Origin of the sequence: Pantoea sp. PSNIH1, from assembly GCF_007680655.1 — a bacterium.
In the GTDB taxonomy this organism is placed as follows: Bacteria; Pseudomonadota; Gammaproteobacteria; order Enterobacterales; family Enterobacteriaceae; genus Pantoea; species Pantoea eucrina.
In genome coordinates this window covers 18,136-45,087 of the sequence record NZ_VEIP01000003.1, presented here as the reverse complement: position 1 = coordinate 45,087, position 26,952 = coordinate 18,136, and the positions used below count along the sequence as shown (strand labels likewise).

Below are 26,952 nucleotides of genomic sequence, written 5' to 3'. Positions count from 1 at the left end.
TAGCCTCTTTTTTTAAGGAGCCAAGAGATGACCAGGCAGCCCGAAGACTGGCTCGACGATGTACCGGATAATCAGGAAGAAGAAGATGAAGAGATTATCTGGGTCAGCAAAAGTGAAATTAAACGTGACGCCGAAGAGCTAAAACGCCTCGGTGCCGAGCTGGTTGATCTGGGGAAAAACTCCCTGGATAAGATCCCGCTCGATGAGGATCTGCGCAACGCGATTGAGCTGGCGCAGCGTATTAAGAAAGAGGGTCGCCGTCGCCAGCTGCAGCTGATTGGTAAAATGCTGCGCCAGCGCGATGAAGATCCGATCCGTCAGGCGCTGGACAAGCTGAAAAACCGTCACAACCAGCAGGTGGCGCTGTTCCACAAGCTGGAGCATCTGCGCGATCGCCTGATCGATCAGGGTGACGACGCGATGACCGAGGTGATCACGCTCTATCCGCAGGCCGATCGGCAGCAGCTGCGCAGCATGATCCGCAACGCGCAGAAAGAGAAGGCGGCGAATAAAACGCCAAAAGCAGCCCGGCAGATCTTCCAGTATCTGCGCGAGCTGGCTGAAGCGTAAGAGGCGGCCTGCCGGCCGCACGCTCTCCGGAGGCGTCCTGCAGGACGCCCCAGCCTTAGCGTCCCAGTCGCTCCAGCAGTTTTTGATGGATCCCGCCAAAACCGCCGTTGCTCATCACCAGAATTGAGTCGCCTGGCTGCGCCTCTTTCGCAATCATTTCCGTCAGCGTATCGACGTCCGCACTCCACTGCGCAGGCGGAATACAGGCGTCTGCCACGTCGGAGACCTGCCACGGAATATGGTGCGGCTGGAGCAGAAAGACCTTGTCTGCCCGGCCCAGCGACGGCGCCAGATCGTTTTTACTGACCCCCATTTTCATGGTGTTGGAGCGGGGCTCCAGTACCGCGAGGATGCGCGCCCTGCCACCTACTTTGCTGCGCAGAGCCGCCAGCGTGGCGTGTATCGCCGTCGGGTGGTGGGCAAAATCGTCATAGACCTTGATACCGTTGACCTCACCGCGCAGCTCCAGCCGGCGGCGCGCGTTGATAAAGCTGCTGAGCGCCTCGCCCGCATCTGCCGGTTTCACACCCACGTGGCGCGCGGCGGCAATCGCCATCAGGCCGTTATGCATATTGTGTTCGCCGACCAGCCCCCAGTTCACCTCGGCCACTTTTTCCCCCTCCAGCCAGACTTCCCAGCGGGCGGCGTCTGGCGTCAGCTTTTTCGCCTGCCAGTGGCCATGTTCGCCTGTGGTCTCCTGCTCGCTCCAGCAGCCCATCGCCATCACCTGCTTCAGGTTGTGATCGTGTTCCGGCAGCAGGATTTTGCCCTGGCCGGGTATGATGCGGATCAGATGATGGAACTGCTTCTGGATAGCGCGCAGGTCGTCGAAGATATCTGCATGGTCAAACTCAAGGTTATTGAGGATTAGCGTACGCGGGCAGTAGTGCACAAACTTGGAGCGCTTGTCGAAGAAGGCGCTGTCATACTCATCCGCTTCAATGACAAAGAATGGGCTTTTTCCTAATTTTGCCGAGACGTCGAAGTTGCCCGGCACGCCACCGATGATAAAGCCTGGTTCGAGGCCGCACGCCTCGAGGATCCACGCTGCCATGCCGGCAGTAGTGGTTTTACCGTGCGTTCCGGCTACGGCCAGCACCCAGCGATCGCGCAGCACAAAATCGTGCAGCCACTGCGGCCCGGAGAGGTAGGGAATGTTGCGCTCCAGCACGGCTTCAACACAGGGATTACCGCGCGTCATGGCGTTACCGATAATCACCAGGTCTGGCGCCGGATCGAGCTGCGACGCCTCGTAACCCTCAGTTAATTCAATGCCTTGCTGCTCAAGCAGCGTACTCATCGGCGGGTAAACATTTGCGTCCGAGCCGGTTACCTGATGTCCCAGCGAACGCGCCAGCATAGCCAGGCCGCCCATAAAAGTGCCACAAATGCCGAGGATGTGAATGCGCATAAATAGATCCATTAACTGAAAGTTCGGCGCACAGTGTAACCCCGAGTCTGAAGGGAAGAAACGGATTAGGACTATGGTTTTTAAAGTTCAATCGGCTAAACTGCGTACGCATACGTTGGCAGTTTGTTACAGCTGCTGCCACTCCATCGTAGATTCAGGGAATGTGTTATGAAAACGTTAGGCGAATTCATCGTCGAGAAGCAACACGACTTTCCTCACGCCACAGGTGAACTGACGGCGCTGATTTCCTCCATTAAGCTGGGCGCTAAAATCATTCACCGCGATATTAATAAAGCGGGTCTGGTGGATATTCTGGGTGCCAGCGGCGTGGAAAACGTGCAGGGCGAACAGCAGATGAAGCTGGACCTCTTCGCGAATGAAAAACTGAAAGCTGCCCTGAAAGCGCGTGGTGTGGTTGCCGGCATCGCCTCTGAAGAAGAGGATGAGTTTGTTATCTTTGAAGGCTCGGAAGATGGCAAATATGTGGTGCTGATGGATCCGCTGGATGGCTCATCCAACATTGACGTAAACGTTTCTGTCGGAACCATTTTCTCTATCTATCACCGCATCAGTGAACCCGGTACGCCGATCACGGAAGCGGACTTTATGCAGCCGGGGAATCAGCAGGTGGCCGCAGGTTATGTGGTGTATGGCTCCTCAACCATGATGGTCTATACCACCGGCGTCGGCGTGCACGCCTTTACCTATGATCCGTCGCTCGGCGTTTTCTGCCTGAGCCACGAGCGCATGACCTATCCGGCAAAGGGCTACACCTATTCCATTAACGAAGGTAACTACATTCGCTTCCCGCAGGGCGTGAAGAAATACCTGAAGTTTTGCCAGGAAGAGGATATCGACACGCATCGTCCTTATACCTCGCGCTATATCGGTTCGCTGGTGGCAGACTTCCACCGTAACCTGCTGAAAGGCGGCATCTACCTCTACCCAAGCACCGCCAGCCATCCCAACGGCAAGCTGCGCCTGCTGTATGAGTGCAACCCGATGGCGTTTCTCGCCGAGCAGGCGGGCGGTAAAGCCAGCGACGGTAAAAACCGTATTCTTGACCTGCAGCCTGAAACGCTGCACCAGCGCTGCCCGTTCTTCTGTGGTAACGAAGCGATGGTCGATGATGTTGAGCGCTTTATCCGCGAATATCCGGATAACCACGGCGCCTGAGCCGTGCCGGACAGTAAAAAAACCCGCCGCTGAGCGGGTTTTTTATGGTTTGCGCTTACGCCGCGGCGATGCGGAACTGCGCCATTGAGGCCTGCAGCTGCTGCGACTGCGCTTCCAGCAGCCGGGTGGCGGCTCCCGCCTGCTCCACCAGCGCCGCGTTCTGCTGCGCCGCTTCATCCATCTGCGTCACCGCCATATTGACCTGCTCAATACCGCGACTCTGCTCGTCAGATGCACCGGAGATCTCTTTCATCAGCGTCGTTACGCGCATCACTTCACCGGCGATCTCATCCATGGTCGCCCCCGCGCGCGTCGCCATTTCACTGCCCTCTTTAACCCGCGTCTGCGACTCGCTGATCAATGTCCGGATCTCTTTCGCCGCGCTGGCGCTGCGTCCTGCCAGCGTGCGTACTTCATTCGCCACTACGGCAAAGCCCCGGCCCTGCTCGCCAGCGCGCGCCGCTTCTACCGAGGCGTTAAGCGCCAGAATATTAGTCTGAAAGGCAATACCGTCAATCACGCTAAGGATATCCGCGATGCGGTTGGAACTCTGCGTGATCTCCTGCATCTTCTCCATGACGTAGCAGACCACTTCGGCACCGCGGCCGGCGGTGTCAGAGACGCTGCTGGCGAGCTGATTTGCCTGCTGCGCATTAACGGCGTTGAGCCGCACGGTGGCGGTGAGCTGTTCCATGCTGGCAGCAGTCTGCTCCAGTGATGCGGCAGACTCCTCGGTACGCTGTGAGAGATGCACCGTACCGGCCGCCAGCTCGCGGCTGCCGGTATCGATCTGCAGGCTGGCTTCGCGCACCTGACTCACAGAGTGGCGCAGCGCGCGCTGCATAACGGCCAGCGCCTGATTCAGACGGCCAATCTCATTGTGACCGGCAGCTGGCAGCGGCTGCGACAGATCGCCTGCCGCCACCTGCTCAAGATGCCGGACGGCGCTCTCCAGCGGACGCAGCAGCGCCTGACGCAGCAGCAGCCAGGCCAGGCCGGTCAGCAGCAGGGTGAGCGCCACCGCAATGCCGATCAGGATTTTCATCTGCCACTCATTGTGCGCCGCCTGCGCCAGCCGTGCGGCAGAGACCTCATCGGCGTAAAGGCTGAATGCGTTAACCGCACCGGCATAGCGGGCCGCAAGCTGCGATACATTGCCCTCCAGTACCTGGTAATATTCATCGGTATACTGCTTTTCCAGCGCGGCCATCATCGGCGCAACTGCACCCTGCTGATACGCTTTATAGGCGGCGGCGATCGCCTCCGCCAGCGTTTTGCCGTGAGCCGTTACGGTGCCGGCGTCGATAAACGCCTGCAGATGCCGCTGCGAGCTGGCGACGTCCGCGGCGGCCTGCTTCGTGACGGCGGTCCCCTCATCCAGCAGACCAATCTCAATTTTGCGCACCGCCAGCGCGGCGCTGGCGCGTGCGCGCATCAGGTCGGCGTTGCTCTGATAAAGGCTATTCAGTTCAATTCCCTGAATACGATTGATGGCGTTAAGCGACTGATTACCGGCATTGATGGCGTAAATGCCCATGCCGCTGACGGCCAGCAGCAGCAGCGTCATGCAGATAAGCAGCGAAAGTAAGGCAGTGCGAAGCGAGAGCTGAGCAATCATGATAATTCCCGTATGCGGTAAAAAAGGGAGAATCCAGTGACCCTAAACGAAGAAATTATCGGCTGTGACGTGCGGAAACTTTACCGGTGCCTGACGATCGGGCGAATGATGATCGCTCATGCTGTGAATTTTCTTTACTGCAGCAGAGATAATTATGCATAAGCCGGTTGCGCCATTTTTTCTGATGGTTGATAAAGGACAGCAGACAAACCGTTGCACGGCTCATTGTCAGCCTGCTGATTATTTATGGAGAAATCATGGCCCCCTACGCCTCAACGCTGATCCTTATCTGTCTCGCCATACTGAGTTATTTTGTTCATAACAGCGCTGTGACGATTTCGATTCTGATCCTGCTGGCCATCAAGCTCACGCCGCTGGCGCAGTTTTTCCCTTACGTGGAGAAACAGGGTATTCAGATGGGAATTATTATTCTGACCGTCGCCGTCATGGCACCGCTGGCGAGCGGCACCCTGCCGGTGAGCGCCCTGCTGAAATCATTTGCCAGCTGGCAGTCCATCGTGGCAATTCTGGTTGGCGTATTTGTTGCGTGGCTCGGCGGGCGCGGCGTCAGCTTTATGAGCATTCAGCCATCGGTGGTTGCCGGGCTGCTGATTGGTACCGTGATTGGCGTGGCGTTCTTTCGCGGCGTGCCGGTAGGGCCGCTGATTGCGGCGGGCATTGTCTCGCTATTTGTGACGGCGAAGTAGCGGGCTTGGAGCATTCCGAAACGCCAAAAAGGGGGCATACTTTCAGAGTCAGTTGGCTATAATAGCCGTCACTCAACATACGACTAATGAAGGAAAGCCAGATGAGTCTGAACCAGGTGCCTGCAGGTAAAGATCTGCCAGAAGATATCTATGTAATTATTGAGATCCCGGCGAATGCCGATCCGATCAAATATGAAGTGGATAAAGAGTCTGGCGCCCTGTTTGTAGACCGCTTTATGTCTACCGCCATGTTCTATCCGTGCAACTACGGCTACATCAACAACACGCTGTCACTGGATGGTGACCCGGTTGACGTGCTGGTGCCAACCCCTTATCCGCTGGTGCCGGGTTCAGTGATCCGCTGCCGTCCGGTTGGCGTTCTGAAGATGACCGATGAGTCTGGCGAAGATGCCAAACTGGTGGCGGTGCCGCATACCAAACTGAGCAAAGAGTACGATCACATCAAAGATGTGAACGACCTGCCAGAGCTGCTGAAAGCGCAGATCACCCACTTCTTTGAGCACTACAAAGATCTGGAAAAAGGCAAGTGGGTGAAGGTTGACGGCTGGGATAACGCAGAAGCGGCCAAAGCTGAAATCATCACCTCTTTCGAGCGCGCGCAGCAGAAATAATCTTTGCCGGGCAGACCGGCTGAGATGCGCGTTACCGATAAAAAAACACCGCCTTTACGGCGGTGTTTTTATTTATGCATCTGCAGCGTCATCGCGTTGCAGCCAGTCGCCGCTGGCAATGTGCGGTCGCCCCGCGACTGAGCGCTGGTAGACGTACAGCCAGGCGCTGCCGTAAGGCGTCTGAATAAGCTGACGCTTATACTCGCCGTTCTTGCAGCGCAGGGCATCCAGCTCACCAAGCGTGCTGGCATCAATGCGGTATACCTCACCCAGGACGGTTCCTTCGCCCTCCACCACACCCGGGTAAAGCCCCAGATTATAGAGGTCAAACCCCTTAATCTGGTGCTCGCCGAGCCACTGCGCATTGGTCATCCAGTGACTATTTCCCTGCTTGCGCCGTAAACTGCCGTAGACAATTATTCGCATTGCTAGAACTCAAACTGATAGAGCAAATCCAGCGCCTGATCGAGACCAGACACAGCTTCCAAATAGAGTTTTGGCATCAGGCGATAACGCAGAGTCAGCGTCGCCAGTGAGTCAAAGATACCTACGCCATATTTCACCTGCAGCCCCGGCAGCACATAGCCGCTGACCTGAACCTGCTGGCTGTCACCTACGCCTGTGGTATCAAGCGCAAGATTACTGACGCCAAACGTCTCACCGATTTTACCCACAACCTGCCCACTTTGTGCAACCCCCAGCCCCACCAGCGCGGAGGTTAATGCATTACTGTCACCGTCGCTGTTCAGTCCCTGACCGCGTAACAGGTAAGAGAGCGCTTCCTGCTGCGACATGGCCGGATCGGAGAATACTTCCACTTTCGGCTCATCCGCCAGACCGGTCACGCGCAGACCCGCCGTGACATCATCTTCAGTGGCATCCGGGTTGCGGATCGCTTCCAGATTAACATACGGCTGATCCGGCGGGCCGGCAAACTGCAGCTCACCTTTGCGGACGATCAGATCCTGCCCATAGGCGTGGAAACGGCCTGACGGAATATTGATCTGCCCGTTAAGGCCGAGTCCGGTTTTATCCTGTACCAGCTTCAGGTCGCCGCTGAGGCGCGCTTTCAGGCCAAACGCGGAGAGGCGCACATCATTGCCGACGTGGATCACCAGATTACTGTTAATCGGGATGGCAGCCGTTTTTGGCGCTATAGGTTTGAGGTTCTCATCCAGCATCACTTCATCCGATGAGACGCCGGTAGCGCTCGCCGGCACCTCCTGTACGGTGATACGCGCCCACGGCACATCCACTTTACCGTCCAGGCTGAACGCGGCAGGCGTCGCCTCAAAAACCAGATCCGGCGAGACATCCATGCGCACCATCGGCGGCACGGTAACGCGAATGCGGCTGCCCTGCGCCGTGACACGCGCACGCCAGTTATCGAGCTGGCTCCAGTCAGCATTTCCGCCCAGATTCAGGCTGCCCTGCTGCGTCTGAATCAGACCATTCAGCGTAGAGCTCATGCCGTTGAATACCATGTTCAGGTTAGCCGACGTCAGCGTCACCGGCATAAAGCTTGCCTGGGCGTTGACATCGCTCAGGCCGAGCTGGCCAAACACCTGCGGACGCTGCAGCGTCCCGCCCAGCCGCAGATTGCTGTTGAGCCTGCCCTGCACTTTCTCGCCCTGCGACAGCGCCGGATTCAGCATTGCCAGGGAGATGTTGCTGATGCCGATGTTGCCGGAGAGCTGTCGCCGGTTCTGCGGATCGTTGATCTGCACGTTGCCGTTAAGCTGGCCATTGTTAGCAATACGGATCAGCCAGTCGAGCTGCGCGCGTCCGTCACGCAGTGCCGCGTTGAGGTTCAGCGTATCGAACGCTATCGGCAGCGCATTACCCTGCACATCCTGCACGACTTTTACGCCACTGCCTTTCAGCGCCACGGTGCCGGTTGGCAGCGCGCCGTCCGCGCTCCAGTTAACGCGCACATCCCCGCTGAACAGACCGCTAAGCCGGGTGGCATCGGTCAGAAACGGCTTCACCATCGCCAGATCAAAGCGATTCAGCACAACGTGCGCCCGGCCGCTCGCGCCCGCCTCAATCGGTTCCGGTACGCAGAGCTGTGCATTGGGGTTCTGCCAGCAGTGCGGGCCAATGGTTGCGCTCTGCTTGCTGTTGAGATAGTCAATCGCCATGGCGCGCGTCAGGCGCCACTCACCGACCGGCGTATCAAAGCGGGTATTATTCAGCGACCCCTGCCAGCGGCCAGCCTGACGATCAAAGCTGCCGTTCAGCGCCAGCTGACCTGAAACCGGCTCACCCTGAACATTGAGTTTCAGCTGATGCTGCTTCTCGCTGCCGTCGGCGTTCAGCGTCAGCAGGTTGATTTTCAGCGCCTCCTGCTGCAGCTGTTCCACGCGCAGCTGCAGCTTGCCGGCCACCTGCTCACCCGACTTGATGTCGCTCTGCAGCGTGGCGCGGCGGATCAGCAGCTGCTGCCAGCGCAGGCCGGTAGCGGTAAGATCGGCCAGCAGCTGCGGCGCCTGCAGCGTGCCGCGCGCGTTAATAGCCCCTTTGACGACGCCGCCAAGGCCCGGCAGCGCGTTGTCGAGACGCGGTGCATCCACAATCGCATCCAGATTCAGCGTATCGCCCAGTTCGCCTTTTACATCCAGATAGTTACGTCCCAGCGCCACATTCAGGCCCGGAATTTTCCACTGGTTGTAGCTATTACCGCTCAGGGAACCTTGCGCGCGTACGGCATTCTGCTTCACGTTACCGTTAAGCTCCAGCTGCGGTACGCGCAGCTGCCAGCTGCCGCCGTAAAGGCTGCCGCGCGTGGTAATTTTGCCATCCAGCTTCGCAGGCCAGTCAGAATACTGCTTCGCCGTATTGATACCGGCCAGTGTCAGCTCGCTGCGCCAGCTAATCGCTTTGCGCCAGTCCACCAGCGCCGAGAGATCGATGTTGCCCTGCAGCGCGGCGACGCGCAGTTTATCCAGCGTAAACTGCTGCTCGTTGCCGTTGCCATCGAGCGTAATCGTTGCCGGTGGGATCGCCTCGCCTTTTACCGCCGTACGCAGCGACATCACATAGTCGGTGGCTTTGCCTTTGAACTGATAGTCGAAATTATCTGCCTGGTACTGCACCGGTCCGGTCAGCGGCCAGCGCAGCTGCGGGCTGGTCAGCGTCAGCGACAGCGGCAGTTCAGCGACGGCAGGCTGTGCCGTCGCCGCAAGCTGCGCGCGCACCGGTCCGGAGAGGTTCAGCCCCAGCTGCAGCTCGTCGCGCATTTCACCGCCCAGCGTCAGCTTCACTTTTTCGCCTTTTACCGGATCGATATTCAGCGCGCCGTTCAGCGTGAAGTTAACCGGCCAGTTGCCCGCCAGCTGCGCGTCACCGCGGGCGCTCACCTGGCCCTGGGGTGAATCGATATCAAACGTCTCCAGCTGCAGATGCGTATCTGCCGTTTTGGCTTTTACCAGCAGGCGCGAGAGAGTGAGATCCGTATCCCCGGTAATGCGCAGCTGCTCGCCGAGCAGCGACTGGACGGTGATATCCAGCGGCAGACGGAAGTCAGGCAGCTCCGGCAGCAGCGGTTTGGCAAACAGCGCCTGCAGCGTTTCGCCCAGCGGTTTTTCGTCCGGCTGCGGCTGCTGAACTTTCGGCTGAACAATCTCTTCATTCGCCACCTGAGCCGCTTTTGGCAGCGCAATCAGCAGGCTCTGGATACGGGTAGGATAGAGCGTTAGCGCCCGATCCTGCCACTGCAGACCGGTGCTGAAATCGAGCAGTGAAATCGCCGTATCATCAACTTTAACGTTGATATTGTGCAGCGCGACATTCCGCAGCGCGATCGGGTAAGGCGTGCTGAGATTAGTACTGCCCGACTCCTCCGGTGGTGGCGGCTCGCTGGCCGGCGTCATTTTTTTGCTGTCGACCACCACACTGACATCCTGCAGCGCGAGTGCGTTGACGCAGACCGAGGAGTGCAGCAGGCAGTTGAGATCCAGCGCGAGATGAAAGCGCCCGGCATCCACGCTGACGCCCGGCATCTCATATTTCACATTATTCAGCGTCAGATTGCGCCAGCCGCCCTCAACCTTGCCGATTGAGAGACCCGGCACCCAGCGGTCAGCCCCTTTCAGCAGCAGATGCAGACCCGGCGTCGTGCCAACCAGCAGCGCCACGCTGCCCAGCAGAACGACCAGAAAAATAATCAGGCCAATCAGGACCTTTTTCCACAGCTTCATAGTTCCGGCCCCAGTCCGACATAAAATTGCAATCCATGCTCCTTGTCATCGCCAACGGGCCGGGCGATATCAAACTTAATGGGCCCGACCGGAGAAGACCAGCGCACGCCTACGCCTGCACCCGTCTTGAAGTTGCTCTGCTTAATATCATTAACCGCTTCCCCGGAGTCGATAAATACTGCGCCCCACCACTTGCCGGAGACGTTGTACTGATACTCCAGCGATCCGGTTGCCAGTTTCGAGGCACCGGTCAGCTTGCCCTCTTCGTCGCGCGGCGAGATATTTTTATATTTATAGCCGCGGATGCTGCGATCCCCGCCGGCAAAGAAACGCAGGTCGGGCGGCACTTTTTCAAAATTATTGGTTTCAATCCAGCCCAGGTTACCGCGTGCCACAAAGCGATGTTTATCCGCCAGCGTACGGATCCAGACGTTCTGCGCCTGCAGGATCAGGAAGTCGACATCGGAACCCCAGGTGGTATCAGAAACGTCGACCGAATAGCGCTGTGAATCGCCCCACGTGGGCATCAGCCCGCCGCGCGACCGCGTGCGGTTCAGGCTCAGGCCCGGATAGAGCAGCATGGTGGTATTAGTTACGTTACCCTGGGTAAAGTGATCGAGACTCCAGCGCAGGTTAACCGCTTTCTGCCAGCCGGAGCTGCTGTCCCAGTTACGCGACATCGCCAGCGTTGTGGTATCCGATTTCGTATCGTTGAGATCGGTACGCTTCAGGCCGCCGGAAAAGGTGTAGTACTGCTCCAGCGGGCTTTTCAGCAGCGGCACTTTGTAGCTGAGATCGAGCTGCTGCTCCGGCGCGGAGACATAGGCGCTGGCCGCAAGACTGTGGCCGCGATCGTTAACCCAGGGTTTTCGCCAGGTGCCTTTCAGGCGCGGGCCGACGTCAGTGGAGTAGCCTACGCCGGTTTCGATGGTATTTTCCACGCGCGGCGAAAGTGCAGCGCTGAGCGGCAGCACTTTGGTTTTACGCCCTTTATCAAACTCCGGGGCCACCACGACAGAGTTAAACCAGCCGGTGGCGGAAAGGCGGCGATTCAGCTCAGCCAGCTCGCGTGAACTGTAGGGATCGCCTTTCTTAAACGGCACCAGATTATGGAGGTAAGCTTCATCTATCTGCGAGCCTTCAAAGCTGACGTCGCCAAAGCGGTAGCGCGGGCCGCTGTCGTAATCGATATCCCAGAAAGCCAGCCGCCGCTCTGCGGAGACGCCGAGCTGGCTCTTTTTGAAATCACCATCAAAATAGCCGTTACGCAGCGCCAGGTTAGAGAAACCGCTTTTGAATTTATCGTAGGTGCCGTGGTTCAGCTGCGAGCCCACTTTTGGTCTGCCCTGCTTTACCCACGCCCGGTAGTCCGGATCCTCTTTCGCTTCACCCTCGATCACAATGGTGCTGCCGCCGATTTTTACCGGTTCGCCGGCTGTCACATGGGCAATCAGAACCGGACGACCACCCTGTGGCGGGGGTGGACGCGATTCAAAGTCAATCTGCGGTTCATAGTAGCCGAGCGCGCGCAGTCCCTCTTTAATGGCATTTGAGACGCGCGCCTGAAAGCGCCCGTCACTGGAGACTTCATCGCTGCCAATAGTGGACAGGCGCGCCCTGACATTTTTTTCTAAATCCCCGGTAAGACCTTCTACCTGCAGTCGCACTTTCGCTGCCTCAACGGCAGGCGCAGCAAGCAGCAGGCTGGCCAAACAATAAGCATGAAATCGCGGCACGCGTACTCCTGTTATCAATGCCTGCCCCCCTTCCGCAGGGGCGTTAATCAGTCAGGCAGGGTTTCACTTCCCCCATTTACCCATCAGCATAGCCATCTTTTAGGGCAAGCGGCTACGTTAAACCCACGACTAAGCCAAATTGATCGCTATTGTCGGTAATTGATCGCGGTGATACAACCGGGATGCCGTGCTTCTGTGCGCCGCTGCGCTGCTGTCGGATAAATCTGGTGTCACCGATCGTGCCTCTGGCGGCATGACAGGCGCTGCTGCTATAATCACCGACCAGCAGGCCCTGCCTGCATTCAATTCTGCCCCGACGTTACTTTCTATTGTCGAACTGGCGCAGACATTTTTGGCACGGATAGCCCTGTCAGACTGGTGTGTACCGGACGTACCCCTCTTCGCGCTGCCCAGGCCAAAAATGACAAGTGATTAACTCAACGGATCTTTTATGCTAGATAGCCTGCTTGTCATACTTTTACTGATTGTCATCAGTTCCTTTTTTTCTCTTTCGGAGATCTCGCTGGCGGCCGCCCGCAAGATCAAACTTAAACTGCTGGCTGATGAAGGCAATATCAACGCGCAGCGCGTGCTGAAGATGCAGGAACAGCCCGGCATGTTTTTTACCGTGGTGCAGATCGGCCTGAACGCGGTCGCGATTCTGGGCGGTATCGTTGGTGACGCAGCGTTCTCCCCCGCTTTCAGCAGCCTGTTCAACCGCTTTGTGGAGCCTGAGCTGGCGGAAAAGCTCAGCTTTATCTGCTCCTTTACCATCGTAACCAGCCTGTTCATTCTGTTTGCTGACCTGACGCCCAAGCGCGTCGGCATGATCGCCCCGGAAGCCGTCGCGCTGCGTATCATCAATCCGATGCGCTTTTGCCTGCTGGTCATGCGGCCCCTGGTCTGGCTGTTCAACGGCCTCGCCAACGTCTTTTTCCGTCTCTTTAAGCTGCCGATGGTACGCAAAGATGATATTACCTCTGACGATATCTATGCGGTGGTAGAGGCGGGTGCGCTGGCCGGCGTGCTGCGCAAGCAGGAGCATGAGCTGATTGAGAATGTGTTTGAGCTGGAGTCGCGCACCGTTCCCTCTTCCATGACCTCGCGCGAGAACATCGTCTGGTTCGATCTGCGTGAAGATGAGCTGAGCCTGAAAACCAAAATCGCCCAGCACCCGCACTCAAAGTTCCTGGTGTGCGACGGCGATATCGATCATATCGTCGGCTACGTTGACTCTAAAGAGCTGCTGCTGCGCGTACTGGGTAATCAGAGCATGGCGCTTAACAGCGGCGTCCAGATCCGCTCGGCGCTGATTGTGCCGGATACGCTGACGCTGTCGGAAGCGCTGGAGAGTTTTAAAACCGCCGGCGAAGACTTTGCCGTGATCATGAATGAGTATGCGCTGGTGGTAGGTATCATCACGCTGAATGACGTAATGACCACGCTGATGGGCGACCTGGTGGGTCAGGGGCTGGAAGAACAGATTGTCGCGCGCGATGAAAACTCCTGGCTGGTCGAAGGGGGCACCCCGATTGATGATGTTATGCGCGTGCTGGATATTGATGAATTTCCGCAGTCCGGCAACTATGAGACCATCGGCGGCTTTATGATGTATATGCTGCGCAAAATCCCGAAGCGCACCGACTTCGTGAAGTTCTCCGGCTATAAGTTTGAGGTGGTGGATATCGATAGTTACCGTATCGATCAGCTGCTGGTGACGCGTATTGATGAACGCCCGCCGGCGCTCAGCGTGAAAACCAGTGATGATGAAAATCCATCGCTCTCCTGATCGATAAGCGCATGGCCGTGAAGCCACAGCGCTAAAACAGAAACAGCAGAAACATCAAGGGCGCCAGCGGCGCCCTTTTTACTGCCTGATTTTAACGCTTAGTTATACTCAGCCTGCAGTCGCAGCACCTGACGATTGATTTCTGACATTACGCTGAGGTGCTGTTTATCTTTAACGCGCGGCAAAATCACTTTGCCTTTATCAAACTCAAACGCGCCAACATCCTTGATATACAACCTTCCTTTAAATAGCGTTTTCACATATTTCGCAATTTGCAGCGGATTATATCGCTGGAAGATCTTCATGCTGTTTAACTCCTGAACAGATGTAATACGCTTCGCCGTTGCCAAATGGGTACGAACTCATGAAGCGCAAATGAGGCCTAAATATAGAACAGGATTTTTGATCCGGGTTCCGGAAACATGAATTTTTTACTGAATTGACACATCATTACAGACAACTCTGTCATTCAGCTCACAAAATCCAGTATAAACCTTTGTTGGTTACAGATTTGTGGCGCAGGTTGCAAAGCTGCCAGGTTTTCGCGACAGGCGCATCATCCGCGCTTACCATGACAAAAATATGACCAACTGGTCTGATCACTAAGGAGCACTCTATGCGTCTGGCCCTTCCCCTGCTTGCGATCGCCCTGCTATTGCCTGGCCTGGCAGCAGCACACGCTTTTAAAACCGGCGAACGCGTGCCGCCGGTGGGTGTTGCCGATCGGGGCGAGCTGATGTATCAGCAGGATAAGTTCAGCTATCAGCCGTGGAACAGCGCTCAGCTTAGCGGCAAAGTACGGGTGATCCTGCATCTCGCCGGACGCATCTCAGCTAAAGAGCAAAACGCGGCGCTGATTGAGGCGATCAAAGCAGCCCAGCTACCGCACGATCGCTATCAGACCACCACGCTGGTCGATACCGATGACGCCATTCCGGGGACCGGCATGTTTGTGCGCAATAGCATTGAAAGTAACAAAGCGCAGTTCCCCTGGTCGCAGTTCATTATCGACAGCAACGGCAGCGCGCGAAAAGCCTGGCAGCTGGGAAAAGGGGAGTCGACCGTAGTGGTGCTGGATAAAACGGCACATATCCGTTTTGCGAAAGAGGGAGCGCTGACGCAGGATGAAGTTAAAGAGGTGATGACGCTGCTTCACTCGCTGCTGCAGCCGTAAATAACGGGAGGTGTACGCCTCCCGATGCATTAAAACAGAGAAACGCGGAAACCGGGATTCAGGAAGGATTCGCGCGGCGTATAGTCAAGCGTACGCCCCTGCCAGTCATGCACATGGGCCCCCGCCGCCAGCGCAACCGCATGGCCTGCACCGGTATCCCAGATATTGGTAGGCCCGAAGCGCGGATAGAGCTGCGCTTTACCTTCGGCCACCAGGCAGAACTTCAGCGATGAACCGATAGCCGTGGTCTGGTGTTCGCCCAGCTGCGTCAGGTACTCCTTCAGCTCCGGATCGTTGTCAGCGTGCGAGCGGCTGACGACGACCAGCGGTGGCCGCGCATCCAGCACGTGAATGCGGGTAGTCTGCCCCGCCTCCTCTTTCCACGCTTTACCCTCTGCCGCTGAATAGAGCACGCCCAGCGCCGGCGCATAAACGACGCCCATCACCGGCTTACCCTGATCGATCAGGGCAATGTTGACGGTAAATTCGCCGTTACGCTTGATAAACTCTTTGGTGCCATCCAGCGGATCGACCAGCCAGTAGCGCTGCCACTGCTGGCGGATTGCCCAGGCTGGCGGATCCTCTTCAGACAGGACCGGCAGATCGGGCGCGATCGCTTTTAAGCCCTGTATGATCACATCATGGGCGGCCAGATCCGCCGCGGTAACGGGTGAATCATCCGCTTTACGGGTCACGTCCATCGGCTGTTCGCCGTCATAGACCTGCATAATTGCATCGCCTGCGTCACGCGCCAGCTGGCAAATTTTCTCTAACATGCTTCACCTCATTTTCGCAGAAATGCACGTTCCGACCCGGACTGCTGCTCTTCAGAGTCTGGCAGGTAAAGCCCCGCCTGTCTGTTGCCCGGCATCGTGTTCAATAATAGATCGTAATATCAATACCATAGATTGCAAAGGGTAACTATGGCGCATTGCTGAATCGCCTGCGGTCGCGGAAAAAAAGCAAAACCCCGATATCTATCACAAATTGAACTGATAATTTGTCATGGTTTTACATTATTTTGAGAGGCCTATTTGGTAAACAAGGAGAGAGCCGTGTTCAGAGTGAACATGTCGTTACTGGCGCTGTGTCTGGCAGCCGCTACCGCTCAGGCTGCGACTGTGGATCTGCGTATTCTGGAAACCACCGATCTGCACAGCAATATGATGGATTTTGATTATTACAAAGATAAATCCACGGAGAAGTTCGGTCTGGTGCGTACCGCCACGCTGATTCAGCAGGCGCGCGCCGGGCGCAAAAACAGCGTGCTGGTCGATAATGGCGATATCATTCAGGGCAGCCCGCTTGGCGATTATATGGCGGCAAAGGGGCTGCAGCCAGGCGAAGTGCATCCGGTTTATAAGGCGCTGAACACGCTGGATTATACGGTCGGTAATCTGGGTAACCACGAGTTCAACTACGGCCTTCCTTATCTGCAGCGCGCGCTGGCAGGTGCACGCTTTCCCTATGTGAATGCCAATATCATTGATGAAGCCAGCGGTAAGCCGCTGTTTACGCCCTATCTGATTAAAGAGACCCTGGTAACCGATCGCAGCGGCGCTCAGCACACGCTTAAGATTGGCTATATCGGCTTTGTGCCTCCGCAGATTATGGTATGGGACCGTAATAATCTGCAGGGCAAAGTACGGGTTGAGGACATTACTGAAACAGCAAAGCGTTATGTACCGGAAATGCGTGCAAAAGGGGCTGACGTTATTGTTGCGATTCCCCACTCCGGCCTGAGCAGCGAGCCCTATCATGCGATGGCGGAAAACTCGGTGTGGTATCTGAGCCAGGTGCCGGGCATTAACGCAATCATGTTCGGTCATGCGCATGCGGTATTCCCCTCAAAAGAGTTTGCTGCGATCAAAGGCGCTGATATTGCTCAGGGGACGCTGAACGGCATACCCGCGGTGATGCCGGGGATGTGGGGCGATCATCTTGGCGTGGTCGATCTGGTGCTGAGCAACGATCGCGGGCCGTGGCAGGTGACGCAGGGAACCGCCGCTGCCCGGCCGATTTATGACGCAGCGGCGAAGCGATCGCTGGTGGCAGAAGATCCCGCACTGGTTGCGGTACTGGCAGACGATCATCGCGCCACGCGCGAGTTTGTCGCTAAACCGATCGGCAAAGCAGCAGATGTGATGTACAGCTATCTGGCGCTGGTGCAGGACGATCCCACCGTGCAGATTGTGAATAACGCGCAGCGTGCCTATACCGAACGCTTTATTCAGGGCGATCCCGATCTGGGACGCCTGCCGGTGCTGTCGGCAGCAGCTCCGTTTAAGGTGGGCGGCCGCAAAAACGATCCCGCAAGCTATGTGGAGGTTGAGAAAGGAGAGCTGACGTTTCGTAACGCCGCCGATCTGTATCTCTATCCCAATACGCTGGTTGTAATGAAAGTGAGCGGCGCTCAGGTTAAGGAGTGGCTGGAGTGCTCAGCCGGGCAGTTTAATCAGATTGACCCACACAGCAGCAAGCCGCAGTCGCTGATTAACTGGGATTTTCGCACTTACAATTTTGACGTAATAGATGGCGTGAATTATCAGATTGATGTGACGCAGCCCGCCCGCTACGACAGCGAATGTGCCCTGATTAATCAAAATGCGTCACGCATCCGCCAGCTTACGTGGCAGGGTAAGCCGGTTGATCCCGCGGCAACCTTCCTTGTGGCGACCAATAATTATCGCGCCTGGGGCGGTAAGTTTGCCGGTACCGGCGAACCGTTTGTCGCCTTTGCCTCACCGGATGAGAATCGCGCCGTGGTGGCAGCCTATATCAGCAGCCAGAGTAAGCAACAGGGCGCCGTGCAGCCGCAGGCAGATCATAACTGGCGTTTAGCGCCCATAAAGAGCCAGACGCCGCTGGATATTCGCTTTGAAACGGCGCCGGGCAGTAAAGCAACGCAGTTTATAAACCAGTATGCCGACTATCCGATGAAGCCGGTGGGCACAGACGAGACGGGCTTTGCTATCTGGCAGGTCAACCTGCAGCACCCCTGACCCCGCCCGCCCGTCACCAGGGCGCCATTAATGGCGCCCCTACACCGACCCGCCTGTAGGGGGCGCATTTATGCGCCCCAGGTTTCAATCCCCGTACGCAACCAGGGCGCCATTAATGGCGCCCCTACACCGGCCTACCCGTAGGGGGCGCATTAATGCGCCCCAGGTTTCAATCCCCGTACGCAACCAGGGCGCCATTAATGGCGCTCCTACACCGACCCGACCGTAGGGGGCGTATAAATGCGCCCCTGGTTTCAGTCCCGCACGTAACCAGGGCGCCATTAATAGCGCCCCTACATTGACCCGCCTGTAGGGGGCGCATTTATGCGCCCCAGGTTTCAATCCCCGTACGCAACCAGGGCGCCATTAATGGCGCCCCTACATTCGATCCCCACACGCAACAAGGGCGCCATTAATGGCGCCCCTACATCGGCCAACCCGTAGGGGGCGCATTTATACGCCCCTGGCGGCGAAGCTATTACAGGATTTCCAGCAGCTCAACTTCAAAAATCAGGGTGCTGAATGGCGGGATTGAGGCGCCGGCACCACGCTCACCGTAGGCGAGGTTGTGCGGGATAGTCAGCTCCCATTTTGAGCCAACCGGCATCAGCGTTAATGCTTCGATCCAGCCAGCGATAACGCCGGTAACCGGAAACTCTGCTGGCTCACCGCGGGCAACGGAGCTGTCGAACACGCTGCCGTCGATAAGCTTACCGGTGTAGTGCACGCGTACGCGATCCTGACGTGACGGAATCGGACCATCGCCCTGTTTGATCACGCTAAACTGCAGACCTGTCTCCGTCGTGCTTACGCCTTCACGCTGGGCATTCTGCTCCAGGAACTGCTGACCCTGTGCGGCCATCGCTTCGGTGCGCTCGCGGCGCACGCCTTCTGCACGCTCGTGTACTTCGCGCAGCGCACGGTGTACCACATCAACCGGAACCGCCGGTGAGTTCCCTTCCAGCGCGTCGCGCAGACCTGCCAGCAGTGCTTCAGGCTGCAGACCCTGCAGTCCAGACTCCTGCAGCTGCTGACCAACCTGTAAACCGATACCGTAACTTGCTTGTGATTCGACGCTGTCAAATGAAGGGGTCGTCATCTTGATTCCTTAATCCCGGATAAAATTGAACCGGCAGCATAGCAGCGCACGCGGCTGGCGTAAAATCTCACGCGGTGCGTGATGACATTTGGCGACGAAACAGAAACAATACGCAGGTCAAATTTTTCAATGCTGGCGGGCACTTCCTGCTGTCATTGCCCATACTGTAAAACAAGAGAGATAACATGGGCCAGATTGCCCCGCGACGTCGCCGGACGCGCACCACGCGAACGCTGTTACCCTGGCTGCAACGCTGGCTGCCAGCCAGAATGCATAAAACCGCTGGCGAGGAGGATTCACCTATGGCCACAGATACCCCGTCCCGCATGCCTGCTGCCCTGCAGCGCGTCTGGCACCTGCTGGATGATGTACGCTGGATGGATCCCCTGCCGCCGCTTCATCGCCGCGGCATCGTTATTGCCCTGATAATCGTGCTGCTGGCGTTTCTCTGGCCGACCAGCAACGGCAAATATCCGGTTGAACGTTCGGTTGAGAGTCAGCCGAAAGAGGTACCAATGCAGGCGGAGCTTTCTGGTAATCAGGATAGCGCTTCTGCGCCGCAAAACGGCCAGCCGGCTATTGATGCGCAGGGCACCTGGCGCAGCTACAGCGTAGCCTCGGGCCAGACGCTGGCGCAGCTGTTCCGGGACAATAATCTGCCGGTTAATGATGTGTTTGCGATGGCGCGCGTAGAGGGAGAAGGCTCGCCGCTGAGCTCGCTGCAGAGCGGTCAGCAGGTGAAGATTCGGCAGAATGGCGATGGCGTGGTGACCGGTCTTACCGTTGACGGCAGTAACGGTCCGGTGCTGTTTACCCGTCAGCCCGACGGCACCTTTATCCGCGCTCAGTAAGCGCCGGAAACAAAAACGCCGGCACAGGGCCGGCGTTTTCGCATTACTGCATAAAATTATGCAGCAACTACATTCACAACCAGTTTAGCGAAAACTTCGCTATGAACCTGGAAGTCAACTTCATGCTCACCGGTGGTGCGCAGAACGCCGTTCGGCAGGCGAACTTCGCTCTTAGACACCTCAACACCTGCTGCAGAAACTGCATCAGCGATGTCGCGGGTACCGATAGAACCGAACAGTTTACCTTCGTCGCCTGCTTTAGACGCGATGGTAACGGTGCCCAGGCCGCTGATTTTCTCAGCACGTGCGTTGGCAGCTGCCAGAACGTCAGCCAGTTTGGCTTCCAGTTCAGCACGACGAGTTTCAAAGAACTCAACGTTTTTCTTGGTAGCAGGAACAGCTTTGCCCTGTGGTACCAGGAAGTTACGAGCGTAGCCCGCTTTAACGTTAACCTGGTCACCCAGGCTGCCCAGGTTTGCTACTTTATCAAGCAGAATAACTTGCATTACCTTATCCTCTTAAAGTCGTTAATGGACAGTTGCCGATTACTGATGACGATCAGTGTACGGCAGCAGAGACAGGTAACGCGCGCGCTTGATAGCACGAGCCAGCTGACGCTGGTATTTAGCACGAGTACCGGTGATACGGCTTGGAACAATCTTGCCGCTTTCAGTGATGTAGTTTTTCAGCGTTGCGATATCTTTATAATCGATCTCTTGAACGCCTTCCGCGGTGAAACGGCAGAACTTGCGACGACGGAAATAACGTGCCATTTGGCTAGTCTCCAGAATCTATCAATTCAATCTGCTCGGCATGTAACACAAGTTTGCTCTGGCCATTGCGTGCCTGATGGCAGCTAATAAAACCTGTGAGCGTGAGTTGCGTGCCGACCGTTATATGTTGAGTAATCGCCTGATGGGCGCTGCCGCTGATAATCACCGGCATCTGACACCAGGCTTGCCGGTGAAACCCGGCCTCCTCCTGCACAGAACGATGCTCAAGCATGAACTGGCAGTGTGGGATCCCTGACGGACTGACGTTTCGAACTGGCGTCCTGCACACAGTGCCAGACAGACGCAGCTGATTTGCCGTCATCGGGAATTACTCTTCAGAATCCCCAGCATCTGACTCTTCTGCCGATTCGTTAGCGAAATCTTCGCGGCGCTCACGACGCTCGTCTTTCGCTTTAACCATCGGAGAAGCTTCAGTTACCGCGTGCTTAACGCGCATAACCATGCTGCGGATAACGGCGTCGTTGAAGCGGAAGTTAGTTTCCAGCTCGTCGATCACTTCCTGCGGCGCTTCTACGTTCAGCAGAACATAGTGAGCTTTGTGCAGTTTGTTGATCGGGTAAGCCAGCTGACGGCGGCCCCAGTCTTCCAGACGGTGGATCGTGCCCTGTGCACCAGTGATAGCACCAGTGTAACGCTCGATCATGCCCGGAACCTGTTCGCTCTGGTCAGGATGGACCATAAATACGATTTCGTAATGACGCATCGATAGCTCCTTACGGATTATTCAGCCTCCTGTCAGGGTCAGCTGCGGCCCATGGAAGCAAGGAACGTTATAGGTTGCATATCATCGTTAAATGACACACACCTCTGAATGCAGCTGAAAAATTGACGCGTAATCATACTGGCCTCAGGGGCTAAACACAAGCGCACATTTCGCCTGTTTTGCACAGGCGTGCCAGACAGCGCGCCTTTTTGTGCTAAGCGTGCAACTTCAGCCTGTTACGCGCGTTTTTTCAAAAACATTGAAGTACGCGTTCAAAAAGCCGCTCTGGCGCTGCGCTGGTTAAAAACTAAACTCTATAAAAGCGCCCTGAACAATGCACCGCGTGCGCGATTGATGAAGTATCACAGGTGAGGAGTCGATTATGAAAGCTGTCATTGTCGCCACTTTACTGAGTCTCTTTCTCTCTTCCCCCGCCATTGCCAGCGTTACTGACTCTGCGCAGCAGATGAGAAGCAGCAGTAAAGCGGCTTCAGGCTATATCTATGTTAACAGGCTGGATGCGCCGGCTGATAACCCGTTTACCGCTGCGCAGCGCCCCGCCGATCGACTGTCCGGGCAGCGCTGAAGTCCCCGCTGGCGGCTGCTCAGAGGGAACGCGTAAAAAATGCCACCAGCGCGGTGAGCGCGGCGGGCGTGATTTTATGCCCGATCTGCGGCTCAGACAGGAACGTAAGCTGACCATCCTGCTGTGTGGCGCGCAGCGCCTCTGCAAGGCGCTGCGTCTCAGCGAAGGGCACCACCTCATCCGCTTCGCCATGCCAGAGCAGCAGCGGCCGGCTGGCAAGCCGGGCCAGATTTGTGGCGGGATCGTAAGCGCTCAGCGGCGCCAGGCGCGCGGCAAGCAGCTGCTGCTGCTCAGCGGTTTTCGGTACCAGCGGCGGGAAGAGCTGCTCGCTGAGCTGCCGGAAATAGCCCGATCCCATCAGACAGCCAACACTCCGAATGTGCGGGTAGCGCGCCATGGCTCCCAGCGCCGTCATCCCGCCCATTGAGGCCCCCGCCACCGCAAAACGTTCGCCGGCGATCCAGCGGTTGTCACGCAGCGCGCTCTTCAGCTGCGGCAGCTCATCAATATTCTGGCGCAAAATCTCCCAGAAACGCGTCATACGCAGTGCGCTGTCGCCCTGATAACGCGCCCCGTGCATCTCTGCATCGGGCATGATGACGCGAAATCCTGCCTGCGCCAGCGCCACAGCAAAGTAGCTGTAAACCTCTTTTGATGAGGTAAAGCCATGGTAAAAGAGAATGGCGGGCAGCGGAGTCTGCCGCTGACCGGCGGGTGCGGCATGAATACACTCGATTCCTGCCAGAGTCTCTGTTGTCAGTTCAATCACGGTAGCGCTCCTGAATAGCGTGCATCTGATACCGAGTGTACCTGTTCTCTGCCGGCGCGTTAGCAGATTAACGTCGCTGCTTTTTCACCCTAAACCTTTGCCGGTTTTTGCCGTTGATCGTTCTCCCCCATTCTAAATAACAGGTATTTTATGAAGCGTCTTTCTCTCAGCGCCCTGAGCCTTGGCGTCAGGCTGTCTGTATTGACGTCTTTCAGCGTCGCCGTCGTACTGTTTGTCCTGACATTTACCCTGAGCCATAACGCCGCCCGTCAGCTGGAGCAGCTGGCAACCGACGATATGACCAATCAGGTACAGGGCATCAGTGAAATGGCCACGCTGTTTAACGCTACGCTCTCCGAAGAGGTGGCAAACTACACCAGATTATTCCAGAGCTTTTTACCTAAACGTTTCAGCCGTGACGAGAGCACCCGCGTTCAGACAGGTGAACTGAGCACGCCAGTGCTGCGTGCCGGTCTGAAAACGCTTAATCTCGATCAGCTTGCCGTGGATGACTTTTTTGAGCGTACCGGCGCGGTGACGACCATCTTTGTCCGCGACGGTGATGACTACGTGCGTATCGCGACGTCACTGAAAAAAGAGGATGGCAGCCGCGCCATTGGCACCCGCCTGGATCGCAGCAGCGCCGCCTGGCGCAGCGTACAGCAAGGCACCACATGGCGCGGGCTGGCTACGCTGTTCGGGCATCGCTATATCACCCAGTATGAGCCGGTACGTGATGAAAGCGGCAGCGTCATTGCGATTTTATTTGTCGGCGTAAAAATCGATACACAGTATGCGCTGATACGCGACAAAGTGCTGGCGCGCCATCTTGGTGACAGCGGCAGTTTCTTTGTGCTGAATGGTACGCCGGGCAGTAAACAGGGCACCTACCTGTTTGACCGCCACGCTGAGGGTCAGCAGCCGCGCTGGAGTCAGGCGGTACAGCAGCGGCTGCTTACACAGCCCGCCGGGCTGCTCAGCTTTGAGGACGCCGGTGAAACCCGGCTGCTGGCGTGGCAGCAGCTGCCGGGCTGGGACTGGGTTATTGCCGGTGAGGTCAGCCGTGCCGCGTTGCTGGCGCCGGTTACGCAGAGTCGCAACCTGTTTATGGCTATCGGCCTGGCGCTGGTGCTGCTGTTTGCTGCCGGCTTTGTTTTTTACTGTCGTCATGCCCTTACACGCCCGTTGCAGCAGGTGATCCATCTGGCCGAAGAGTATGCGGCGGGTAACCTGCAGGCGCATCTTAACTCAGCGCGACGCGATGAGGTGGGCCAGCTGGTGGCTGCCATCAACGGCATTGGCGACGGGCTGGAAAAAGTGGTGCGCCAGGTGCGGGGCGCCGCTCAGGAGATCAGTGACGGCACCGATACGATTGCGGCTGGCAGCGCGACCATCAGCGAGCAGATTAGCCGTCAGGCGAGCAGCGTGGAAGAGACTTCCGCCAGCATGGAGCAGTTTGGCGCCACGGTGGCGCAGACCGCGGCTAACGTACGTCAGGCGATGGCATTGATGAGCGAAGCTGCCGGTACCGTCAGTCAGGGTGGGGCCACTGTCGCCCGCTCAGCGGAAACCATGGCGGAGATCAGGGTTGCGTCGCAGAGTATTGCCGATATTACCCATGTGATTGAGTCAATAGCATTCCAGACCAATATCCTGGCCCTGAACGCGGCCGTAGAAGCCGCGCGCGCCGGCGAACAAGGGCGCGGCTTTGCCGTGGTCGCCGCCGAAGTGCGGGCGCTGGCGCAACGCAGCGCCAGCGCAGCAAAAGAGATCGATACGCTGATCGCCCGATCCATTGAGCGGGTTGCGGCGGGCCATGCGCTCTCTGAGCAGACGCGCGATAATATGAGCCACATTGTGACGCATTTTGAGCAGGTCAAAACGCTGATGGATGAGATCAATATCGCGGCACAGGAGCAGGCGGCGGGTATCGGTCAGGTTAACCTGGCGATGAACCATATTGGTCAGGCGACACATCAGAGCAGCGATATGGTTATGCAGTCTGAGAGCACCGCCCGGCATCTGAGCGAGAAAGGGCATCATCTTACGGCGCTGGTCAGCCTGTTCAGGCTCAACAGCTGATGATTGCGGGAAGATGGCTTACACTTTAGCTATCTTCCCTGCACTTCCGGAGTCGTTATGTCCCGTCTGTTACTGCTGCTGAGTCTGGTGCTGTGTGGATGTTCAACGCTGCAGTCGACCCCGCAGGCGCCGCCGCCGCCCGCCTCACAGCCCCAGGAGATTTCGCGTGCGCAGAGCGCCGGACTGCCGAAGCTGGGCAATATCAGCGCATCGACGCGCGGTTCACCGGATGATGTCCAGCGCGCGATTGCCGCACGCGCCAGCCAGGCTGGGGCTGTCTATTATCAGATTATAATGCTGGATGATACCTCCTTTCCCGGCCTGTGGTACGCCACCGCGATCCTCTACGGCGCGCCTTCAGGCAGCGCCGGCGCGCAGTAGCAGACGCGCGGCCAGCGTCTCATCCGGGCCACGTGCGCCGCGCCCGTCGAGCGCAAGCGCACACCACGCATCGGCCAGCGGCGGTTCTGCGACTTTCAGCAGTATCGCCGCACTCGCCAGCCAGAACAGCTCCTGCGCCAGGTCACGCGCCTGCGCTTCATGCGGATGACGCAGCTGCAGACGCAGCTGACGCCAGCTGCGATCAACATGACGATTAGCGCCCCTCACCGCCTCAAACTCCTGCTGCAGCAGCGCATGGCATGCAGGATAGCGCTGCAGTACGCGCAGAATATCCAGACACATGACATTGCCCGATCCCTCCCAGATGCTGTTAACCGGCATCTCGCGATACAGCCGCGGCAGTTCGCTCTGTTCGCAGTAGCCGATACCGCCCAGCACCTCCATGCTCTCCGCGACAAACGGCATACCGGCCCGGCAGATGGCAAACTTCGCTACCGGTGTAAAGAGCCGGGCATAGAGCCGCTCCGTCTCGCTGGCTGGCGCTGACCACGCCCGGGCGAGCCGCAGCAACAGCGCAGTCTGCGCCTCAAGCTGCAGCGCCTGTCGTGCCAGCTGGAGGCGCATCAGCGGCTGCTCGCTGAGCGATTTGCCCATGACCTGTCGCTGCTGTGCATGATGCAGCGCCACCGACAGCGCACGGCGCATCAGACCGTGGCTGCCGAGCGCGCAGTCGAAGCGCGTCATGCCGCCCATGCGTAACAGCAGCCGCACGCCTTCACCCTCTTCGCCCATCAGCCAGCCAGTGGCATCCTGAAACTCCACTTCAGCGCTGGCATTGGAGCGGTTGCCCAGCTTCTCCTTGAGCTGCTCGATGCGCAGCGCATTGCGCGTGCCGTCAGGCAGCAGTCGCGGCAGAAAAAAACAGCTCAGGCCGCGTGAGGTATGGGCCAGGATCAGATGCGCATCGCTTTGCGGCACAGAGAAAAACCATTTATGACCGGTAATGCGCCACGGCTCGCCCGGCGCACGCACACCGAGTGGTTCAGCGCGCGTGGTGTTAGTCAGCACGTCAGTACCGCCCTGCTTTTCAGTCATCCCCATGCCAATCAGCAGCCCGCGCTTCTGACCGCCTGGCAGGTGATGGGCATCGTAGCGGTCGCTCAGCAGGCCTGCGCGCCAGTCAGCATAGGCTGCGGGCAGATGCGCCTGCAGCAGAGGAAGCGCGGCGTGCGTCATGGTGACCGGACAGAGGGAACCCGCTTCCGCCTGGGCATGCAGAATAAAGCGCGCCGCACGCGCTACCATGGCATGAGCCGGGGCATCAGGCTGCCAGCTGAGATTATGTAAGCGGCTGGCACAGACGCCCTGCATCAGCAGATGCCAGGCGGGATGAAACCGCACCTCGTCGATGCGCTCGCCGCGCGCGTCATAGCGCTGCAGTACCGGCGGTTCACTATTGGCCAGCCGTCCCAGCTCCAGCGATTCCGCGCTGCCAAGCTGCAGACCAACCGACGCCAGCCACGCCTGGTCCCAGGCCGCGCCTTCGCGCACCACGGCATCGCACAGAGCGCTGTCGCGGGTAAACAGATTACTGTTGCAGAGAGGATGAGGCTGATTGAATACGTGGTGAGTGGTATGAAACATAGCGCCTCCTGATGATAACGCATCATAGCGACGAGGCTGCCAGGCAGAGTAACCGTCTGGCAGCCTGC

The 26,952-nt window shown here is 57.6% G+C and carries 25 protein-coding genes; 11 read left to right on the top strand and 14 right to left on the bottom strand.

The window, feature by feature from the left end:
• The first annotated feature begins 27 nt into the window (after positions 1 to 27).
• Entirely contained in the window at positions 28 to 570 is a 543-nt protein-coding gene (gene yjgA, locus FS690_RS09840) for a ribosome biogenesis factor YjgA (RefSeq protein ID WP_065648113.1), read from the top strand.
• Between the two features lie 55 nt (positions 571 to 625).
• Here the strand turns inward: yjgA and mpl are convergent, their stop codons facing one another.
• Complete coding sequence (mpl, locus tag FS690_RS09835) at positions 626 to 1,981, bottom strand: UDP-N-acetylmuramate:L-alanyl-gamma-D-glutamyl-meso-diaminopimelate ligase (protein ID WP_039380571.1); 1,356 nt, start codon at positions 1,979 to 1,981, stop codon at positions 626 to 628.
• 168 nt (positions 1,982 to 2,149) lie between these two features.
• Here mpl and fbp point away from each other — a divergent pair, with 168 nt between their 5' ends.
• Positions 2,150 to 3,157 carry a class 1 fructose-bisphosphatase gene (gene fbp, locus FS690_RS09830; protein ID WP_039380574.1) on the top strand — a complete coding sequence of 336 codons (1,008 nt, stop codon included), beginning with the start codon at positions 2,150 to 2,152 and terminating at the stop codon, positions 3,155 to 3,157.
• 55 nt (positions 3,158 to 3,212) lie between these two features.
• On the opposite strand, the gene FS690_RS09825 is transcribed toward fbp, so the two are convergent.
• A complete protein-coding gene (locus FS690_RS09825) occupies positions 3,213 to 4,772 on the bottom strand; it encodes a methyl-accepting chemotaxis protein (protein ID WP_039385652.1) in 1,560 nt (519 codons plus the stop codon).
• Between the two features lie 260 nt (positions 4,773 to 5,032).
• Between FS690_RS09825 and FS690_RS09820 the strand changes: the two genes are divergently transcribed.
• The gene (locus FS690_RS09820; RefSeq protein WP_039380575.1) at positions 5,033 to 5,482 is read left to right on the top strand and encodes a DUF441 domain-containing protein; all 450 of its coding nucleotides are present in this window, start codon (positions 5,033 to 5,035) and stop codon (positions 5,480 to 5,482) included.
• Positions 5,483 to 5,583: 101 nt separating this feature from the next.
• Complete coding sequence (ppa, locus tag FS690_RS09815; protein WP_039380576.1) at positions 5,584 to 6,114, top strand: inorganic diphosphatase; 531 nt, start codon at positions 5,584 to 5,586, stop codon at positions 6,112 to 6,114.
• A gap of 72 nt (positions 6,115 to 6,186) precedes the next feature.
• Here ppa and FS690_RS09810 read toward each other — a convergent pair whose 3' ends face one another.
• The 3 genes from FS690_RS09810 to FS690_RS09800 are packed head-to-tail and all read right to left on the bottom strand — an operon-like array spanning position 6,187 to position 12,049.
• Positions 6,187 to 6,540, bottom strand: coding sequence for a gamma-glutamylcyclotransferase (locus tag FS690_RS09810; RefSeq protein ID WP_039380578.1), 354 nt, complete (start codon positions 6,538 to 6,540; stop codon positions 6,187 to 6,189).
• Positions 6,541 to 6,542: 2 nt separating this feature from the next.
• On the bottom strand, positions 6,543 to 10,313 hold the full coding sequence (locus tag FS690_RS09805) for a translocation/assembly module TamB domain-containing protein (RefSeq protein WP_145339517.1): 3,771 nt from the start codon (positions 10,311 to 10,313) through the stop codon (positions 6,543 to 6,545).
• On the bottom strand, positions 10,310 to 12,049 hold the full coding sequence (locus tag FS690_RS09800) for an autotransporter assembly complex family protein (RefSeq protein WP_039380582.1): 1,740 nt from the start codon (positions 12,047 to 12,049) through the stop codon (positions 10,310 to 10,312). The genes FS690_RS09805 and FS690_RS09800 overlap by 4 nt, the downstream gene beginning before the upstream one ends.
• A gap of 451 nt (positions 12,050 to 12,500) precedes the next feature.
• Here FS690_RS09800 and FS690_RS09795 point away from each other — a divergent pair, with 451 nt between their 5' ends.
• A complete protein-coding gene (locus FS690_RS09795; protein WP_039380584.1) occupies positions 12,501 to 13,838 on the top strand; it encodes a hemolysin family protein in 1,338 nt (445 codons plus the stop codon).
• Between the two features lie 98 nt (positions 13,839 to 13,936).
• Here FS690_RS09795 and FS690_RS09790 read toward each other — a convergent pair whose 3' ends face one another.
• On the bottom strand, positions 13,937 to 14,143 hold the full coding sequence (locus tag FS690_RS09790; protein ID WP_039380586.1) for a DUF1107 domain-containing protein: 207 nt from the start codon (positions 14,141 to 14,143) through the stop codon (positions 13,937 to 13,939).
• 311 nt (positions 14,144 to 14,454) lie between these two features.
• Between FS690_RS09790 and FS690_RS09785 the strand changes: the two genes are divergently transcribed.
• The gene (locus tag FS690_RS09785; RefSeq protein WP_039380588.1) at positions 14,455 to 15,012 is read left to right on the top strand and encodes a YtfJ family protein; all 558 of its coding nucleotides are present in this window, start codon (positions 14,455 to 14,457) and stop codon (positions 15,010 to 15,012) included.
• Positions 15,013 to 15,041: 29 nt separating this feature from the next.
• Here FS690_RS09785 and cysQ read toward each other — a convergent pair whose 3' ends face one another.
• On the bottom strand, positions 15,042 to 15,788 hold the full coding sequence (gene cysQ, locus FS690_RS09780) for a 3'(2'),5'-bisphosphate nucleotidase CysQ (RefSeq protein ID WP_145339515.1): 747 nt from the start codon (positions 15,786 to 15,788) through the stop codon (positions 15,042 to 15,044).
• A gap of 294 nt (positions 15,789 to 16,082) precedes the next feature.
• On the opposite strand from cysQ, the gene FS690_RS09775 reads away from it, so the two are divergent.
• Positions 16,083 to 18,014 (top strand): bifunctional 2',3'-cyclic-nucleotide 2'-phosphodiesterase/3'-nucleotidase, encoded by a 1,932-nt coding sequence (locus tag FS690_RS09775; protein WP_370512304.1) that lies wholly within the window; start codon positions 16,083 to 16,085, stop codon positions 18,012 to 18,014.
• 478 nt (positions 18,015 to 18,492) lie between these two features.
• On the opposite strand, the gene fklB is transcribed toward FS690_RS09775, so the two are convergent.
• The gene (fklB, locus tag FS690_RS09770) at positions 18,493 to 19,113 is read right to left on the bottom strand and encodes an FKBP-type peptidyl-prolyl cis-trans isomerase (RefSeq protein WP_104085384.1); all 621 of its coding nucleotides are present in this window, start codon (positions 19,111 to 19,113) and stop codon (positions 18,493 to 18,495) included.
• Between the two features lie 185 nt (positions 19,114 to 19,298).
• On the opposite strand from fklB, the gene FS690_RS09765 reads away from it, so the two are divergent.
• On the top strand, positions 19,299 to 19,964 hold the full coding sequence (locus FS690_RS09765; RefSeq protein ID WP_158249868.1) for an OapA family protein: 666 nt from the start codon (positions 19,299 to 19,301) through the stop codon (positions 19,962 to 19,964).
• Positions 19,965 to 20,020: 56 nt separating this feature from the next.
• On the opposite strand, the gene rplI is transcribed toward FS690_RS09765, so the two are convergent.
• The 4 genes from rplI to rpsF are packed head-to-tail and all read right to left on the bottom strand — an operon-like array spanning position 20,021 to position 21,461.
• On the bottom strand, positions 20,021 to 20,470 hold the full coding sequence (gene rplI / locus FS690_RS09760) for a 50S ribosomal protein L9 (protein ID WP_065648101.1): 450 nt from the start codon (positions 20,468 to 20,470) through the stop codon (positions 20,021 to 20,023).
• Positions 20,471 to 20,509: 39 nt separating this feature from the next.
• Positions 20,510 to 20,737, bottom strand: a complete 228-nt coding sequence (gene rpsR, locus FS690_RS09755; protein ID WP_000135199.1) for a 30S ribosomal protein S18 — start codon at positions 20,735 to 20,737, stop codon at positions 20,510 to 20,512.
• 4 nt (positions 20,738 to 20,741) lie between these two features.
• The gene (priB, locus tag FS690_RS09750) at positions 20,742 to 21,059 is read right to left on the bottom strand and encodes a primosomal replication protein N (RefSeq protein WP_071669179.1); all 318 of its coding nucleotides are present in this window, start codon (positions 21,057 to 21,059) and stop codon (positions 20,742 to 20,744) included.
• Between the two features lie 6 nt (positions 21,060 to 21,065).
• Positions 21,066 to 21,461 (bottom strand): 30S ribosomal protein S6, encoded by a 396-nt coding sequence (gene rpsF / locus FS690_RS09745; RefSeq protein WP_039380603.1) that lies wholly within the window; start codon positions 21,459 to 21,461, stop codon positions 21,066 to 21,068.
• Positions 21,462 to 21,843: 382 nt separating this feature from the next.
• On the opposite strand from rpsF, the gene FS690_RS09740 reads away from it, so the two are divergent.
• A complete protein-coding gene (locus tag FS690_RS09740) occupies positions 21,844 to 22,047 on the top strand; it encodes a hypothetical protein (RefSeq protein WP_039380605.1) in 204 nt (67 codons plus the stop codon).
• Between the two features lie 19 nt (positions 22,048 to 22,066).
• Here FS690_RS09740 and yjfP read toward each other — a convergent pair whose 3' ends face one another.
• Complete coding sequence (yjfP, locus tag FS690_RS09735; RefSeq protein WP_145339512.1) at positions 22,067 to 22,816, bottom strand: esterase; 750 nt, start codon at positions 22,814 to 22,816, stop codon at positions 22,067 to 22,069.
• A 150-nt stretch (positions 22,817 to 22,966) separates the two neighbouring features.
• On the opposite strand from yjfP, the gene FS690_RS09730 reads away from it, so the two are divergent.
• A complete protein-coding gene (locus FS690_RS09730; RefSeq protein ID WP_145339510.1) occupies positions 22,967 to 24,898 on the top strand; it encodes a methyl-accepting chemotaxis protein in 1,932 nt (643 codons plus the stop codon).
• Between the two features lie 57 nt (positions 24,899 to 24,955).
• Positions 24,956 to 25,279, top strand: coding sequence for a biofilm peroxide resistance protein BsmA (gene bsmA, locus FS690_RS09725; protein ID WP_071669176.1), 324 nt, complete (start codon positions 24,956 to 24,958; stop codon positions 25,277 to 25,279).
• Here bsmA and FS690_RS09720 read toward each other — a convergent pair.
• Positions 25,256 to 26,884 carry an isovaleryl-CoA dehydrogenase gene (locus tag FS690_RS09720; RefSeq protein WP_145339508.1) on the bottom strand — a complete coding sequence of 543 codons (1,629 nt, stop codon included), beginning with the start codon at positions 26,882 to 26,884 and terminating at the stop codon, positions 25,256 to 25,258. The genes bsmA and FS690_RS09720 overlap by 24 nt on opposite strands.
• Positions 26,885 to 26,952 lie beyond the last annotated feature (68 nt).